The sequence below is a fragment of the Arthrobacter sp. NyZ413 genome (assembly GCF_049390645.1).
Classification (GTDB): domain Bacteria; phylum Actinomycetota; class Actinomycetes; order Actinomycetales; family Micrococcaceae; genus Arthrobacter.
This window is the reverse complement of the sequence record NZ_CP155434.1, coordinates 4,298,145-4,312,722: the sequence shown is the minus strand read 5'-3', so window position 1 is coordinate 4,312,722 and position 14,578 is coordinate 4,298,145. Positions and strand designations below refer to the sequence as shown.

General features: G+C 64.6%; 16 protein-coding genes. 12 read left to right on the top strand and 4 right to left on the bottom strand.

Annotated elements, in window-relative coordinates:
* Positions 1–29: 29 nt before the first annotated feature.
* The 8 genes from ABCW42_RS20140 (at position 30) to ABCW42_RS20105 (ending at position 6,047) form a co-directional block, all read left to right on the top strand.
* Complete coding sequence (locus ABCW42_RS20140) at positions 30–704, top strand: cysteine hydrolase family protein (protein WP_423182850.1); 675 nt, start codon at positions 30–32, stop codon at positions 702–704.
* A gap of 34 nt (positions 705–738) precedes the next feature.
* A complete protein-coding gene (locus ABCW42_RS20135) occupies positions 739–1,521 on the top strand; it encodes a hypothetical protein (RefSeq protein WP_423182849.1) in 783 nt (260 codons plus the stop codon).
* Positions 1,518–2,342, top strand: coding sequence for an MBL fold metallo-hydrolase (locus ABCW42_RS20130; RefSeq protein ID WP_423182848.1), 825 nt, complete (start codon positions 1,518–1,520; stop codon positions 2,340–2,342). The genes ABCW42_RS20135 and ABCW42_RS20130 overlap by 4 nt, the downstream gene beginning before the upstream one ends.
* A 139-nt stretch (positions 2,343–2,481) precedes the next feature.
* Complete coding sequence (locus tag ABCW42_RS20125) at positions 2,482–3,411, top strand: polysaccharide deacetylase family protein (RefSeq protein WP_423182847.1); 930 nt, start codon at positions 2,482–2,484, stop codon at positions 3,409–3,411.
* Entirely contained in the window at positions 3,411–3,830 is a 420-nt protein-coding gene (locus tag ABCW42_RS20120) for a cupin domain-containing protein (protein WP_423184958.1), read from the top strand. The genes ABCW42_RS20125 and ABCW42_RS20120 overlap by 1 nt, the downstream gene beginning before the upstream one ends.
* Positions 3,831–3,879: 49 nt before the next feature.
* Complete coding sequence (locus ABCW42_RS20115; RefSeq protein ID WP_423182846.1) at positions 3,880–4,593, top strand: aldolase/citrate lyase family protein; 714 nt, start codon at positions 3,880–3,882, stop codon at positions 4,591–4,593.
* Positions 4,594–4,706: 113 nt separating this feature from the next.
* Complete coding sequence (locus tag ABCW42_RS20110) at positions 4,707–5,324, top strand: cupin domain-containing protein (protein WP_165962323.1); 618 nt, start codon at positions 4,707–4,709, stop codon at positions 5,322–5,324.
* On the top strand, positions 5,325–6,047 hold the full coding sequence (locus tag ABCW42_RS20105) for a maleate cis-trans isomerase family protein (protein ID WP_423182845.1): 723 nt from the start codon (positions 5,325–5,327) through the stop codon (positions 6,045–6,047).
* 30 nt (positions 6,048–6,077) lie between these two features.
* Here the strand turns inward: ABCW42_RS20105 and ABCW42_RS20100 are convergent, their stop codons facing one another.
* Positions 6,078–7,007 (bottom strand): polysaccharide deacetylase family protein, encoded by a 930-nt coding sequence (locus tag ABCW42_RS20100; protein WP_423182844.1) that lies wholly within the window; start codon positions 7,005–7,007, stop codon positions 6,078–6,080.
* Positions 7,008–7,098: 91 nt separating this feature from the next.
* On the opposite strand from ABCW42_RS20100, the gene ABCW42_RS20095 reads away from it, so the two are divergent.
* From ABCW42_RS20095 to ABCW42_RS20085, 3 genes are read left to right on the top strand one after another with little or no spacing between them, the layout of a single operon-like run.
* Positions 7,099–8,472 (top strand): amidohydrolase family protein, encoded by a 1,374-nt coding sequence (locus ABCW42_RS20095; RefSeq protein WP_423182843.1) that lies wholly within the window; start codon positions 7,099–7,101, stop codon positions 8,470–8,472.
* Positions 8,469–8,657, top strand: coding sequence for a hypothetical protein (locus ABCW42_RS20090; RefSeq protein WP_423182842.1), 189 nt, complete (start codon positions 8,469–8,471; stop codon positions 8,655–8,657). The genes ABCW42_RS20095 and ABCW42_RS20090 overlap by 4 nt, the downstream gene beginning before the upstream one ends.
* A complete protein-coding gene (locus tag ABCW42_RS20085; RefSeq protein ID WP_423182841.1) occupies positions 8,654–10,054 on the top strand; it encodes an amidase in 1,401 nt (466 codons plus the stop codon). The genes ABCW42_RS20090 and ABCW42_RS20085 overlap by 4 nt, the downstream gene beginning before the upstream one ends.
* Positions 10,055–10,056: 2 nt before the next feature.
* Here the strand turns inward: ABCW42_RS20085 and ABCW42_RS20080 are convergent, their stop codons facing one another.
* Positions 10,057–10,890 (bottom strand): helix-turn-helix transcriptional regulator, encoded by an 834-nt coding sequence (locus tag ABCW42_RS20080; RefSeq protein WP_423182840.1) that lies wholly within the window; start codon positions 10,888–10,890, stop codon positions 10,057–10,059.
* A gap of 77 nt (positions 10,891–10,967) precedes the next feature.
* Between ABCW42_RS20080 and ilvD the strand changes: the two genes are divergently transcribed.
* A complete protein-coding gene (ilvD, locus tag ABCW42_RS20075; protein ID WP_423182839.1) occupies positions 10,968–12,836 on the top strand; it encodes a dihydroxy-acid dehydratase in 1,869 nt (622 codons plus the stop codon).
* A 160-nt stretch (positions 12,837–12,996) separates the two neighbouring features.
* On the opposite strand, the gene ABCW42_RS20070 is transcribed toward ilvD, so the two are convergent.
* Together ABCW42_RS20070 and ABCW42_RS20065 are read right to left on the bottom strand one after the other, a co-directional pair.
* Positions 12,997–13,965: an acyl-CoA thioesterase gene (locus ABCW42_RS20070; protein WP_423182838.1), complete on the bottom strand. Its 969-nt coding sequence runs from the start codon at positions 13,963–13,965 to the stop codon at positions 12,997–12,999.
* 154 nt (positions 13,966–14,119) lie between these two features.
* Positions 14,120–14,554: a DoxX family protein gene (locus ABCW42_RS20065; RefSeq protein WP_423182837.1), complete on the bottom strand. Its 435-nt coding sequence runs from the start codon at positions 14,552–14,554 to the stop codon at positions 14,120–14,122.
* Positions 14,555–14,578 lie beyond the last annotated feature (24 nt).

The window sequence follows — 14,578 nt, the reverse complement described above, 5'->3', positions numbered from 1 at the left end:
CCGGCACCACACACCCAAAGGAACTTTCCATGATTGAAATCTGCGGAAAACAGGTCCGCGACACCCTGCAGGAATTGCTCGATCCCGCCACTACCGCCCTCGTCGTCATCGACATGCAAGAGGGTGCGGTCTACGCCGGCGGTGCTATCGGGGACTCCGGGCACGACCTCAGCATGATGCCCGACGTCGCCAAACGTTGCGGGCGGGCCATCGAATCGGCGCGCAAGAACGGCGTTCCGGTCTTCCATATCCGCGTCGAAAACCTGCCCGACGGCGGCAGCTCGCCTGCCGCTTGGCTGCGGGCTTTGTATACGGCCGCCAATGGCCGGCCCATCGACCTTGGCAAGCTGAGCGTCAAAGGCGATCCGGCCACGGAGTTCTGTGCCGAGTGCATGCCGGAGGACGGCGAGGTCATCATCACCAAGCGCCGCCCGAGTGCGTTCGTGGGAACGGAATTGGCGCTCCTCTTGCGCAGCCAAGGCATTGAGTCCGTCGCGCTGGTTGGTGTTTCCACGGGCGGTTGCGTTGAAGCAACGCTGCGCGATGCCGTGCACAACGACTTTTACGCCGTGCTGCTTGAGGATGCGGTCGGCGCGTACGACACCGTGGTCCACGATGCGGCCATGACTGTCATGAAAGCCAGGCACGACGTCTGCACGTTGGACGAGGCGCTGGCGGTGTGGGATTCGGCGAGCGTTGCCTAGGAGGTTCAACGGGTAAAGGAGGGAGGGAAGCCCAATGAATCAACAAACGACCAGGACAGCCGTCCCGATTGACGGCGTCTGCGGCCTCGTTCCTGACCGCGTTTACCGTTTGGGAAGAGAGATCTTCCTGGACCGGAACGTCAGTTGGTGTCCCCCGGGCGTCCAGGCCACGCAGCCCGTCAATTGCTACCTCATCAAAGGACGCGCTGGCTCGGTGCTGGTTGACACCGGGGTCCGGCTGCACGAGGCCGAAATCGTGGCCCAACTGGACATGCTCCTCGATCCGGGCGAACCGTTGGCCATTGTGCTGACCCGGACCGAAATGGAATGCTGCCTGAACGTACCCGCCATCGAAGCCAGGTTCAATGTCGAATCCGTCTGGTACACGGGTGGAATCACCGTCCCGAGGTCGTCGGCGGAACCGAGGCGGATCATGGTCAATCCTGGAACGGCGCTCGACGTCGAAGTCCTCGACGGCCTGACCCTGGGGTTCGTGTCGCCGCTGATGCGGCTCCTGCCGACGTTGTGGATATTCGATCACGAATCCGGCGCGCTCCTGACGTCGGACGCATTCACGCACGGCTCTTATTCAGGCCTCTTAGCCGACGGCCTTACGGCCGAGGCAGGCCTGAGAAAGTTCCAGTGGTTCGCGGAGGCGGATACGCGTGGCATCGCTCGTGATGTTGAAGACATTGTTCGGCGGCGCGAGGTCAAGGCCATAGGGCCTGGCTACGGTGTTCCCTTTGTCGGTCGAGGAAAGTGCCTTGACGCGGCCTTGGAATTGGCCGCGGCGATCAGGAAGGCGGGCATCCAATGAGTTCTTTGGTTCCCGGATGCGAGCCCGCCGTGGGCCGGGCTCTTTCCGACGGTGTCCATTGGCTGGGAGGGTGCCTGTCCGCCAATGCCGACGGGCAGGAGGTCCACTACCACGTCTCGTCCTACTTGGTAGTGGGTTCGGAAGCCACGATCCTGGTGGATACGGGAGATCCCGCCCACCGCGAAACCGTCCTGGCCCAGCTGGACCATGCCTTGGCCGGCCGGACCCTTGACTTCGTCTTCCCCACGCATCCGGAAATCCCGCATGCGGGCAATCTTCCGGCCCTGCTCTCGAGGTATCCGTCCGCGGTTGTGGTGGGAGATGTGCGTGACTACTTTCTGCACTTCCCGGAGCATGCCCACCGCCTGAGGAGCATGCTCGCCGGTGATTCCTTGGATCTGGGCGGCCGGACGTTCCAATTCCTCCCGGCGTATATCCGCGACTTGGAGAACACGCTGTGGGGTTATGACTCCGGGGCGGGTGTCATGTTCGTTTCCGATGGCTTTTCCTTCATCCACGACGTTCCTGCTTCGGCGGAGGACGACGAGCCGGTGCATTTGCCGGGGCAGTGCCGCCTGCTTTCAAGCGAGATGCCGGCGCCGCCGTCGGTGGAGCAGGCTGCCTACGGAACGGGCCGTGCGCTCTACTGGACCAAATTCGTCGATGTGGGCGTGGCCTTCCAAGGCATCGAGGACACGCTGGAGGCATATTCGGTCAACCTCATCGGCCCTGCCCACGGAAATGTCATTGACGACGTGGAGGGAATGCTCAAGACCTCGTTGGCCGCCCATCGGAAGGTGTATGAAGGGCGGTCCCTTTAGAATGAAGATTGATCAACATAATGAAAATTCGGACGTCGGTTGCCACAGACAAGCGCTCGCGATCCTGGGGACCCGGCAACAGCAGGAAGCCGTGGCAGGCTGCTGCGGCGGATGCCAACGAAAAGCAAGGAGAGAGACAATGCGGGACTTGATTGGATACGGGGAGAACCCTCCCGTCGTCACTTGGCCCGAGGGCGCCAAGGTGGCTGTCTCCGTCGTGCTGAACTACGAAGAAGGCGCAGAAAGTTCCATCGAAGCCGGTGATGAGAAGGACGAAGACGTCTCGATATTCGGGGGCTGGGCTGCGGACCCCTCGCGCCGCAGCCTCATGAAGGAATCATTCTTTGAATATGGCAGCAGGGTGGGAATCTGGCGCTACCTTGGGATGTTGCGCGAATACAACATCCGGGCGACCGTCATGGCTTGTGGCGCCGCCCTTGAACGCAACCCCGACGCCGCCCGGGCGATCGTGCGCGACGGCCACGAAATCTGCGCCCATGGCTACAAATGGCGGGGAACCGTGGGCATGGAGCCCGACGAGGAGCGGCGCGAAATCCGCAAGTCCCTGGCCGCCGTCGAGGCTGTCTCGGGAGTTCGGCCGGTGGGTTGGTACGTCCGCGAAGGCATCACCGAAAACACTCGGACCATCCTGGCGGAAGAAGGAGTGCTGTACGACTCGAATTCCTATGCCGACGATCTTCCGTACTATGTGGAGGCCGGACCGCGCCGGCACCTCGTAGTTCCCTATTCGGGCGACACGAACGACGCCCGCTTCTGGGGCAACGGAAGCCTCGGAACGGCTGAGGACTTCTTCACCGTGTTGAAGGATTCCCTCGATTGCCTCCTGATCGAGGGGGAGACCGTGCCCAAAATGATGTCCGTGGGCTTGCACTTGCGGATCGGCGGCCGGCCGAGCGTAGCCCACGGAGTGCGCCGCTTCCTGGAATACGCCCTCGCGCAGCCCGGCGTCTGGTTTGCGACGCGCGAGGAAATCGCACGGTGGTGGATGGAACACCCTCCCGTGCAGGCTGACGGCGCGAGGACTGCGGCCTTCGAGGGAGTGGCGTGATGGGTGGCATCGGCCAGGAAACCGTCGACCTCGCCCGCTTGGTCCACAATGTGCACGAGCAGGGCTTCACGGCACTGGACAAGGTGGGCTTGGGCGGCCAGCGGGATCAAGGCCTGGTCAGCACGCTCATCTCCAGGGACCTCAGCGGTTCGGACGATTTGTGCGTCAGTTGGGGGAAGATCCTGCCGGGACAACACCACTTGTGCCACCACCACCCCGACGCTTCGGAGTTCTACGTTGTCATCAGTGGCACTCCGGTAGTCCACCTTGGTGGCACTACGTACCGGGCAAAACCGGGCGACGCCATCTACATCCCCCGTGGCACCTCCCACGGACTTACCAATGATGGCGACGAAGCCGTTGAGCTCGTTGTCGGAGTCAGCAAACCAGCGGACTGGCAATTCATCCCCGACGAGTGAGCCGCCCAGGCTTTCATTGCCGTCGCAGAACCTTCAAAAGGAATATTCCATGACTTCGCAAACCCTTGAACGCAACGTTGGCATCATCACGGCCGATCCGACCCCGACGTTGCTGGCGCTCCTGGCCCGTACCGGTGTGGGTTTCCTGGTCCTCGACGCAGAACAGACAGGCATCACCGTCCAGCAATGTTCCGACGTCGTGCAGCGCCTGGCCGGCTCCGGAGTGCGGGTGGCCGCCCGCGTGCCGGACCTGAAAAACGACACCATCGTGGCATTCGCCAATACGGGAGTCGCAGAGATCGTCTTGCCCCAGGTCCGCACTGTGGACGAGTTGGAGCGCGCCTTCGAAGCGACCCGGTACGCGCCCCATGGATCCCGTCCGAGGCAAGTCACTCCGGCATCGGGGTTCGGCACTGACTACTCTTTCGTGCCCGTGGTCACGGTTTTGTTCGAGACCGTGGAAGCGGTCGAACGGGTCAAGGAATTCGTGGACAGCGAGGCATTCGGTGGCGGATGGGTGGGGCCGACGGACCTCGCCGCAGACCTCCTCCGCCATGGGGAACAGAGAGCAGAAGCCTTGCAGGAAGCAGTCCAGCGGGTGGTGGACGTGGTGTCCGGCGCCGGTTCCAGCATCGGCCTTCCGGCTCCCGGAATGGCCTCCGCTGCCGAGGTTTTCAACCGCGGGGCCGACCGTTGCGCTGTGTACTGGGAGAAGGAAGTTGCCTCCCTCCTGTCCGGTTATGCCGATCTGCGGGCAGCATGAACGCGCTGGGCGGAGGCGGAATGCCGGTCGAATTGAGGGCCGTCAAAAAAGCCCCGGCACGAAACTATCTTCGATATACTGACGCAAAACCGCGGACTAGTGAAGGAGTCGTCGTGGAAGGCACGGGCACCGCAGGCAGCGAAGTAACCGAGTCCCTGGAACGAGACTTCTGGATCGCCCACCTCGGGGCGATGATCAAGCAGCAACGCCTCGGCCGTTTCACAGTGGAAGAACTTGCCGAACGCGCTGGCGTAAGTGCCGGGCTCATCAGCCAGATCGAACGGGGAATCGGCAATCCTTCTTTCGCGACCCTGCTCCGTTTGGCCAACTCCCTTGAGTTGCCGCTGGCCAGCATGTTCACGGACCCGCACGAAGGACAGGACCACATGCTGGTCCGCCGGGCCGATCGGCGTCGCATCGAGATCCCCTCCCAGGGGATCATCATGGAGCTGATCGTTCCCGACTCCGAACGCAAGCTGGGCGTGATCAACATGACCATTCCCGCCAACTTCGATGGCGCCCACGTGCCGCACTCGCATGAGGGCGAGGAGTGCGTCATCCTCCAGGCCGGCACCTTGGTGGCGACCGTCGGAGGCCAGGACTTCCTTCTGGAAGCGGGCGACAGCCTGACCTACGACGCTTCCCTCCCGCACTGGTGGAGCAACCACACTTCCTCGGCCGCGGTGATGCTTGCAATCTCCACGCCGCCTTCACTGGGCAAGGCCCACTAGGTGGCCGGGGTTCCCGGGCCCCTCACCCGGCTTGGGGTCCTTGTCCCGTCAAGCAACTCGAATGCTGAAACGCTCACTGCCTCGATCCTTGCCGGGCAGCCGGACTTAGGGGTCCACTACAGCAGGTTCCGCCTGCCGCCGAGCCTTGACGACGCCGTGGACCTGGGTGTCCTCGGCGGCGCTCCCGGACTCTTGGCGGATGCGGAACTGCAGGCCATCGCGTTCCACGGCACGTCAGCATCATGGACAGGGATCAGCGGCGACCGGGCCTTGTGTTCGGAATTGGAAACGGTTTGCGGGGCCCCGGCGACCACCGCTTCCGTGGCCGTCGTCGAGGCGCTTGCGGCCTTGTCGGCAACACGGGTGGGGCTTCTCTTCCCCGGACCGGCCACTATCGCCGCCCAGATCCGGGACGAGTACGCCCGGTTTGGCATCATCGTTCAGGCGGTGTCGGTTCCGGCCTCGGCCATGAGCAACCCGGAGATTGCGCGGTTGGCTGACGCGGACATCGAGGCGATGGCGAGGCCGGCGTTTGCGAGCGACGTCGACGCCGTAGTGTGCGTCGGAACCAACCTTCGTTCGGGCTACTTGGTGCCTGGTTTGGAGGATGAGTTCGGCATCCCGGTGGTAGACAGCGCGATCGCCACCGTGTGGCACCTGCTGCGGGTGGCGCGGGCGGCCCGTCCGATTCACGGTTGGGGCGTCCTCCTGGCGGAGCACTGATGTGCTTGTGCTCCTCCAACGGCGGTGACCCTACGACGGCGGCGGGCAGGCCGCCGTCGTGCGTTCCGGCGTCGTAATCCGGACCCACGCGTCCACGATTTCCTGCCGCGTGGCAAACCAGGCGGACCTGCCGCGCGCATGGGCGATGAAACGGTCCAGGGCCACCGCGTAAGCGGGGCGGCCGATGAGTCGCGGGTGAAGCCCGACGCTCATGACCGAAGGGCCGCGCCGGGGGTCGTCAAGGAGCATGTCCAGGGCCGCCATCAAGTGGTTGGCGAACGACGCCGCCGTGGGGAATTGCCTGAAGAGCCCGGAATCGTTGGTGTCGCCGGCGTAAGGCAGTACGGGGAGCGGCGGATTACCCTGCCCTGAACCCCAATGCGGCAGGTCGTCGTTGAAGCTGTTGGACTCATACGCGAATCCGGCCCTGGCGAGCATTGCGCGTGTTCCGGGTTTGAGGCCGTCCCGCGAGTACCAGCTGGTGGGCATCCGGCCTGTGCTGGCGTGAATGGCGTCGCGGGAGGAGAGGATGAGGCGCTCCTCGGCATCGTCGTCGAGCTCGGTGTGGGTGTCCCATTGGTAACCGTGATCGGCGATCTCGTGACCGTCGCGGACCAGGGCCGCGGCGCCGGGCGGATTGAGTTTCAGAGCGGCTGCGCAGCAGAACGCGGTGGCGCGGACATTGTGTTTCCGGAGGATCCGCAAAAGCCGCCACATGCCGGCGCGGGCGCCGTATTCGAAGGCGGATTCCAGCGTCAGGTTCCGTGTGTCGGACCGCCGGGCGGGAATCCAATGTGCACCGAGGTCGTCGGCGGAGTCTCCGCGGGCAGTGCTGCGCTCGGCGCCTTCCTCCACGTTGATGACCAGTGAAATTGCCACGCGGGCCCCGTCCGGCCAGCTGAATGAAGGCGGATTCTCGCCGTATCCGACGAAATCCCGCTGCGTCTGCGGCACTGCCATCAGGTTCTCCGTTCGGGGGTTCCGAAGCCGCACCCTTGCGGCTATAGTGAAGCAAACTTCGATATGATGAAAATAGCCGAGAGGGGATCGAATGTCCACGCTCATTCGCGGAGGAACCGTTGTACCGGGCGTGGGGGATTCCGTCGTCGAAGCAGGAGCCCTCGTCATTCGGCAGGGCCGGGTCGCGGAGATACTCAATCGCTGGGAGGCGGGCCAGGATTTCGACGGCGAAGTCATCGACGCATCTGGTTGCATCGTCCTGCCTGGCCTCATCAACAACCACACGCATGGAGTGACCCCCGGCGCCCTGTTTCCCAGCGCGGCACATGCGCTCCCCGCGGACCGCTGGATGGGCAACTTGGACAGGCACCTCCTTGCCGGAACCACAACGGTCCTCAACCTGTGCGGTTTTGCGTCAATGGACGATGTGCGCGAAGCCGACCGCCGGCACGCCGTCCACGTCAAAGGAGCCACCACCCACTTGCCGCATTGCCTCGAAGCCGCTTCCCGCGCCGACGGACAAGGCCTCACGCCCGAAGCGTACGACCTGACCGTAGCGCAAATGCTCGACGACGGTGCTGTCGCCATCGGGGAGCTGGGCGGAGGTCAAACGCTCGGCGGAGGAGGCCAGGACCTCGTCTACATCCCGGAGGCCATCCGCAAGGCTTCAGGGATCCGGATCTCCATCGACCAGGCCCGCCGCATCAAAGAGGCCGTCCTGGGCCGGTTCATCGACGTCGGCGCTTTCGATGTTCAAGCGCTCGCCGAAGCCGCCCACGCGGCCGGGCTGGCGGAGGCCTTCACGGCAACCCAGCTCGCAAAACTGGTGACGGATTCAGTCTTGCCGTCGTTCAACCCTGCGATCGAAGGGATCCGGGAAGGGGTTCGTGCTGCGGCGGCGTTCGGCGTGCCTGCAATCGTGCACAGCGCCTCAGCTACGGCCAGTGTCTTGCGGGAACTGATGTTTGAGTTTGAGGGAAGCGGCACCACGGTGATCGCGGCCCATGCAAACCATCCTTCGCATACCCCTGACGAGGCTCGCGAACTGGCTGTCCTCGGACGGAAAACGGGTTGGCCGGCCGAAGCGTCGGTCTTCGATCTCCTGCACCGCAAACGCACGGTCACAACCCGGGAGCATTGGGATCTCCTGCTGTGCGAACCTGAACTCATCTCGGTGATCGGCACCGACTATGGCCATGACGGCGACCACGACGAGTTGATTGCCGCCGTCCAGGACATCGTGGCCCGCGGACATCGGTCATTGGCTGGCGCCGTTGCCATGGCTACCTCGCGTGTCGCCGACCTCATCCCTCGAATCGCACCGAAAAGCGGGCGCTTGGAGGCCGGCTGTGCCGCCGACGTCGTAGTGGCTCGCGCTGATGACTTCCGCGACGTGCGGATGGTCTTCGTGGACGGCGTCGCCGTGGTCCGGGACGGCAAGCTCACGACGGCGGCGCACCGATGAGCGACGCGTTGGGCGCTGTGGATGCCCTGGATGACGGGCAGCTTCGGATTGTTCGGGAGTTGGTGGGCGACGCGATCGCCCGCGAAGACGGCCCGGCCTTGCAATCCTCGTACCAGGACTTTCGCGCGGGGATGGAATCGTTGAGGGCAGCTTTCGAGGAGCTGGCGGCGGAGGTGACGCCGTGACCGCGGCCTGGGAACTGGGCTTGGTCGAGGCCGCTGCCCTCATTCGGCGGCGGGAGTTGTCGGCAGTGGAACTCCTCGACTCGCTCCTGGCACGAATCCGGGAAACGGAAGAGTACGCGCGTGCCTGGGCTTTCGTGGACGAAGCCAGCCCACGCCGGTCGGCCCGCGAAGCGGACGCGCTCGCCGCTACCGGGACGTTTGCCGGCGTCCTCCACGGAATCCCGTTGGGCGTGAAGGACGTCATTGACGTGCGTGGGATGCCCACCGAAGGCGGATCCGAAAGCCTCCGTGGCAACATCGCCGTCTCTGATGCGGGTGTGGTCCGACGGCTGCGGTCGAACGGTGCTGTGCTGCTCGGCAAGCTCCAGACGCACGAATTCGCCTTTGGGCAAGGAATACCGCCGTCGCGCAACCCTTGGGATCCTGAACGGTATGCCGGCGGTTCCAGTGTTGGGTCCGGCGTGGCCGTTGCTGTGGGCAGTGCGCCGGGGGCCCTGGGGACGGATACCGGGGGATCGGTCCGGAATCCGGCTTCCGTCAACGGTTTGGTGGGTTTGAAGCCCACCCGCGGTGCCGTATCTTCCACCGGGGTACTCAATGTGAGCCACACCCTGGACCATGTGGGTCCGATCGCGCGAAGCGTGGAAGACTGCGCCGCCTTGTTCGAGGGCATGGCCGAACCGGAAGGCCTTGCACTGTTGGAAGGCGGGATTTCTGCCAAGCTCCAGCAAGTTCCTGAGGCTATCCGGCTGGGGATTGACCGGCAGCTATGGTCTGACTGGGGCGTCACTGAGGGCGTCCTTGCCGCCGTCGAACGTGCCCTTTTGGTGTTCGCGGACCTCGGCTTCGAGATCGTTGACCTGCCAATGCCCGGGCTTGACCTGTCCCTCCATGCCAGCGTGGCCATTTCGCTTTCCGAATCGGCGAGCCACCACCGGGAGCGTTTGGCGGCAGCGGCAGAACGGTACCTTCCTGCCACCCGGGTCATGATCGAGACTGGAGCGTTGGCAACCGAAGATGACATCCGGTTGGCCTGGCAGGTCCGAAGCCACCTTCGGAGGTCCATCCCTGAAACCATGCTCCGCGCCCGTGTGGATGCCCTGGTGTCGCCGACTCTTCCTGCGGTCGCTCCGCTCGCGTGCTCGATGTCCTCCGAACTGACAGGCGGTGCCGGGGAGGACTCCCTCTCAAGTGCGTTGCGCATGCTCTCCGCGGCGAACCTCACCGGGATGCCGGGGGTCAGCGTTCCTTGCGGGTTTGCGGACGGGCAGCCCGTTGGACTCCACATCATGGGGCCGGAGTGGTCAGACGCGCGGGTGCTCGCAATTGCCAAGGCCTACGAGCATGCCATGCCGTGGTGGACGCACGTTCCCGTACGGACTTTGCCTGCGGGCTGAGGTCAGGCGCCGACCCCCGCCAACTCCCGCATCCGGGCACTCGTCGGTGTGCCTGGAACGGGCGCGTACATGACCAAATGCAACTCCGGGGCGTCCGAGGGGACCAGCCGGTGCTGCTCGAAGATGAGTTCGCCTACCGCGGGGTGCAGGAACACGCGCTGCCGGGAAGCAAACCGTTCCACGCCGCGGTCTCCCCAGAGTTTCGCGAACTCTGGGCTGGCTTCGACCAAGCGGTTGATGAGAGCGGTGTGGGCCTCGGAGCCGAGCCGTGCACCGGCCTCCGCCCGGAATTCGGCCACGAAGTGGCGCGACGTCTCTTCCCAGTCCGGGAGCATCTCCCGCAAGTGCGGATCCGTGAAGATCAGCCACAACAGGTTCCTGTCAGCCAAGCCGACACTGGCGATGCGGGAATACAGGCCGGCGTAGGCCCGGTTCCAGCCGGCAATGCCCCAATCGGGTGCTACGGCGAAAGCCGGAAATTCCAAGGTATCCAAGAGCCGTTGCAGGTGGGCCGGCGTTTCCTCGATCACGCCGGCATGGGCAGTCGGCACGGGGGTGTACCCGCCCAGGGCCAGCAGGTAGGACTTCTCCGCACTGGTCAGGCCGAGCACGCGCGCAATCGCTTCGAGCACTTGCCGGGAAGCGTTGATTTCGCGGCCCTGTTCGAGCCACGTGTACCAAGTGACGCTCACCGCGGCGTAGGAGGCGACTTCTTCGCGCCGGAGCCCCAGTGTGCGGCTGCGTCCGATAGGCGGCAACCCCAATTCCGCCCGAACCAGGTTTCCTCGCCGGTCCCGCAGGAACTGGCCCAACTCCCGCCTGCGCTCCTCACTCATTCCACCAAATCTAGCACTGCCACTACTAGTATCCGGAGCGTCTTCAGGCTCCGGGACGGGACTGGTTAACTGGTCGAATGCCACAACTACGTTCACGAACAGTCACCCACGGCCGCAACATGGTCGGCGCACGAGCCTTGCTCCGTGCAGCCGGCGTGAATGGGGCCGACTTCGGAAAGCCGATCATCGCCGTCGCGAACAGCTTCACCGAATTCGTCCCCGGACACACGCACCTCCAACCTGTTGGACGGATCGTCTCCGATGCGATCATCGAGGCCGGTGGCATCCCGCGTGAATTCAACACCATCGCGGTGGACGACGGCATCGCCATGGGCCACGGCGGAATGCTCTACTCGCTTCCGTCGCGTGAGCTCATCGCCGACTCCGTGGAATACATGGTCAACGCCCACTGCGCCGACGCGTTGATCTGCATCTCGAACTGCGACAAGATCACCCCCGGCATGTTGATGGCTGCCCTGCGGCTCAACATCCCCACGGTCTTCGTCAGTGGCGGCCCCATGGAAGGCGGCACCGCCGTCTTGGTCGACGGTACCGTCCGCAAGCGCCTGAACCTGATCAGCGCGATCGCCGACTCCGTGGATGAAAGCGTCTCCGACGCCGATCTGCTCACCTTGGAAGAGAACGCCTGCCCCACCTGCGGTTCCTGCTCGGGCATGTTCACGGCCAACTCGATGAACTGCCTCACCGAAGCCCTTGGCCTCTCGCTGCCGGGCAACGGCACCACGCTCGCCACGCATACCGCCCGCCGCGCCCTGTACGAGGACGCCGGCAAGGCAATCGTCGACATCACCAAGGCGCACTACTTCGACGACGACGAATCGGTCCTTCCGCGTTCGATCGCCAGCCATACCGCTTTTGAAAACGCGATGACCATGGACATCGCCATGGGCGGTTCGTCGAACACCATCCTGCACCTGCTCGCCGCAGCCCAGGAAGCCGAACTCGACTTCACCCTCGAGGACATCGACGCAATCTCGCGCCGCACCCCGTGCCTGTCCAAGGTGGCGCCGAACGGCACCTACCTGATCGAGGACGTCCACCGCGCCGGCGGTATCCCGGCGATCCTGGGCGAACTCGACCGAGGGGGCATGCTCAACCACAACGTGCGTTCCGTGCACAGCTCAGACCTCCGCTCTTGGCTTGACGCTTGGGACATCCGCGGCGGCCAGGCCACCGAGGAAGCGATCGAGTTGTTCCACGCAGCCCCCGGTTGCCTCCGCTCCGCCACGGCCTTCTCCCAGTCCGAGCGTTGGGAAAGCCTGGATACCGACGCCGAGAACGGTTGCGTGCGCTCCATCGCCCACGCCCACACGGTCGAAGGCGGCCTTGCAGTCCTTCGGGGGAACATCTCCCTCGACGGCTGCGTCGTGAAGACCGCAGGCGTGGACGAGTCGATCTTCCGCTTCTCCGGACCGGCCGTCGTCTTTGAATCCCAGGACGATGCTGTCGAGGCAATCCTGAGCAAGCGGATCGTTGCGGGCGACGTCGTCGTCATCCGCTACGAAGGCCCCCGCGGTGGCCCCGGCATGCAGGAAATGCTCTACCCGACGTCGTTCCTGAAAGGCCTCGGACTCGGGGCGAAATGCGCGCTCATCACCGATGGTCGCTTCTCCGGCGGCACCTCCGGGCTGTCGATCGGCCACATTTCCCCCGAAGCGGCCGCAGGCGGAGCGATCGCCCTCATCGAGGATGGCGATACGATTTCCATCGACATCCCGTCCCGCTCCATCATGGTGGAGGTGTCCGACGACGAACTCGGCCGGCGTCGCGCACTGCTCGAGGCGACCACGGGCTACCAGCCGCGCAACCGTGAGCGCGCGGTTTCCCCCGCGTTGCGCGCCTACGCGGCGTTCGCGCTTTCGGCAGACAAGGGTGCCGTGAGGCACGTGCCCTTGGAGCCGCAGCCAGCAGCCGTCCGCGTCTAGCAGCGGCAGCTAACAAGGGTGCAGTGGCCACCGCTGGGGGCGGCCACTGCACCTTTCGTTTTATGCACGCCCGGACGCTTGCTCACGTCCGGTGGGTTTTGGCGGGACGCTCGCTCACGTCCGGTGGGTTTTAGCGGGACGCTCGCTCACGTCCGGTGGGCTAGCTGCCATTTAAGAGGTGGTCGGGCAAGCGGTTGCCTGGCGCTCGACCTCGGATCTCCAGGAGTTCGCGGGCGTGGGCGTGGAGCCGCCGGTCTTCGTCGGTCTTCGGCTCCCACGGCGGGATCGGCACGGCAGCGCCGCTTGCATCCCTGGCGACCATCACGGTGAGGCAGTACGTGGTGAGGTTCATCTCGCGGCTCTTGGGGTTTCCCGAGCGCACGTGCACTGCGATGTGCATCCCTTTACGGCCCGTGTAGACGAGCCGGGCTTCGACTTCCACGACGTCCCCGATCAGGAGCGGGCGATAGAAGCGAACGCCGCCCGAGAACACTGCGACTGTGTCCTTTCCGCAGTATCGGGAAGCGCAGACATAGGCGGCTTCATCGATCCACTTCATGACGATGCCGCCATGGACCTTCCCACCCCAGTTCACATCAGTGGGCGCCGCCATGAACCGCAGGACGACGCGCTCGGCCGTACCGGCGTCGGTATATTCCTGGGCGTTCATGGCCTCGACGATTTGTTCCCGCACGGCGATCCGCGCAAGAGCGTTGTCGCGCTGCTCAGTCTCCTCCGCCGTCGACGGCTCGAATTGCGGAACCGGAACCGGGCGTCCGTCCGGGCCGACGGCCACGAAGATCACCAGGCATTGGCTGCGCATGGTCGCGGGGCCACCCTTGGGGTCGCCCGAGGACACGATGGTGCGGATGTGCATCGAGGAGCGTCCGGTGTAGACGATGGTGGCTTCCACCTCCACCATGTCGCCGCTGTTCACGGGATCGGCGAAGTGGATGTTGCCGACGTACGCCGTGACGCAATAGGACTTCGACCATCCCACGGCGGCTGCATATGCGGCCTTGTCCACCCATTCCAGGACGGTGCCGGCGTCGACGGATCCGCTGTGTCCGACGTCGGTGGGGGAAGCAAGGAACCGTAGAGTGACGGAATGGGAGGGGCGCTCGCTCATGACGTGAGTGTATCGACGGCGGTGATGCCGTTGCGCTGTATGACGAGACGGCGACGCTCAGGTTGACCTACGACGCAGAAATGGACTGGCGCTCTAGGAATTCCCTTGTCGCCAGTCCATTTGCCCCGCGCTGGGCGGATCGCGCGTCGCGAAGCTACGCCAGGATCGCCAGCTTGGAACCCTTCCTGCCGAAGACGGCGGCGTCCACCGAGATTCGACCGGCGCCGGTGAGGGCGACCGCCCCGGCAGCGGCGGCGAGGGCAAGCACCAGTTCGTAACCGCCCTTGTCGGCGAACAGGCCGGCGGGAGCGTGGACCAGGACCAGTGCACCGAGCATGTCCAGTGCAAGGAGCGCGGCGAAGACGCGGGTCAGAACGCCGGCGATCAGCGCAATCCCGCCAAGCAGTTCGAGCGTTGCGATGATCGGAGCTGCGACGTCGGCGGCGGGAACGCCCATCTTGGCGAAGGCGCCCTGCGTGCCGGGGATGGTGAATTCGGTGAATTTCTGCCAACCATGGGCGGCGAAGATGAAGCCGACGATGACGCGCAGGACGGTGAGGGCTGTGTTGGTCAGGGTGGACTGTTTCATGTGGTTGCACCGTTTCGAGTAGCG

What these genes read in the sequence shown, in the direction of transcription:
- ABCW42_RS20090 (WP_423182842.1), top strand. Translation starts at nt 8,469, where the DNA reads ATGAGCGACGCGTTGGGCGCTGTGGATGCCCTGGATGACGGGCAGCTT.
- ABCW42_RS20070 (WP_423182838.1), bottom strand. Translation starts at nt 13,965, where the DNA reads ATGAGCGAGCGCCCCTCCCATTCCGTCACTCTACGGTTCCTTGCTTCC.
- ABCW42_RS20140 (WP_423182850.1), top strand. Translation starts at nt 30, where the DNA reads ATGATTGAAATCTGCGGAAAACAGGTCCGCGACACCCTGCAGGAATTG.
- ilvD (WP_423182839.1), top strand. Translation starts at nt 10,968, where the DNA reads ATGCCACAACTACGTTCACGAACAGTCACCCACGGCCGCAACATGGTC.
- ABCW42_RS20065 (WP_423182837.1), bottom strand. Translation starts at nt 14,554, where the DNA reads ATGAAACAGTCCACCCTGACCAACACAGCCCTCACCGTCCTGCGCGTC.
- ABCW42_RS20125 (WP_423182847.1), top strand. Translation starts at nt 2,482, where the DNA reads ATGCGGGACTTGATTGGATACGGGGAGAACCCTCCCGTCGTCACTTGG.
- ABCW42_RS20095 (WP_423182843.1), top strand. Translation starts at nt 7,099, where the DNA reads ATGTCCACGCTCATTCGCGGAGGAACCGTTGTACCGGGCGTGGGGGAT.
- ABCW42_RS20115 (WP_423182846.1), top strand. Translation starts at nt 3,880, where the DNA reads ATGACTTCGCAAACCCTTGAACGCAACGTTGGCATCATCACGGCCGAT.
- ABCW42_RS20130 (WP_423182848.1), top strand. Translation starts at nt 1,518, where the DNA reads ATGAGTTCTTTGGTTCCCGGATGCGAGCCCGCCGTGGGCCGGGCTCTT.
- ABCW42_RS20100 (WP_423182844.1), bottom strand. Translation starts at nt 7,007, where the DNA reads ATGGCAGTGCCGCAGACGCAGCGGGATTTCGTCGGATACGGCGAGAAT.
- ABCW42_RS20135 (WP_423182849.1), top strand. Translation starts at nt 739, where the DNA reads ATGAATCAACAAACGACCAGGACAGCCGTCCCGATTGACGGCGTCTGC.
- ABCW42_RS20120 (WP_423184958.1), top strand. Translation starts at nt 3,411, where the DNA reads ATGGGTGGCATCGGCCAGGAAACCGTCGACCTCGCCCGCTTGGTCCAC.
- ABCW42_RS20080 (WP_423182840.1), bottom strand. Translation starts at nt 10,890, where the DNA reads ATGAGTGAGGAGCGCAGGCGGGAGTTGGGCCAGTTCCTGCGGGACCGG.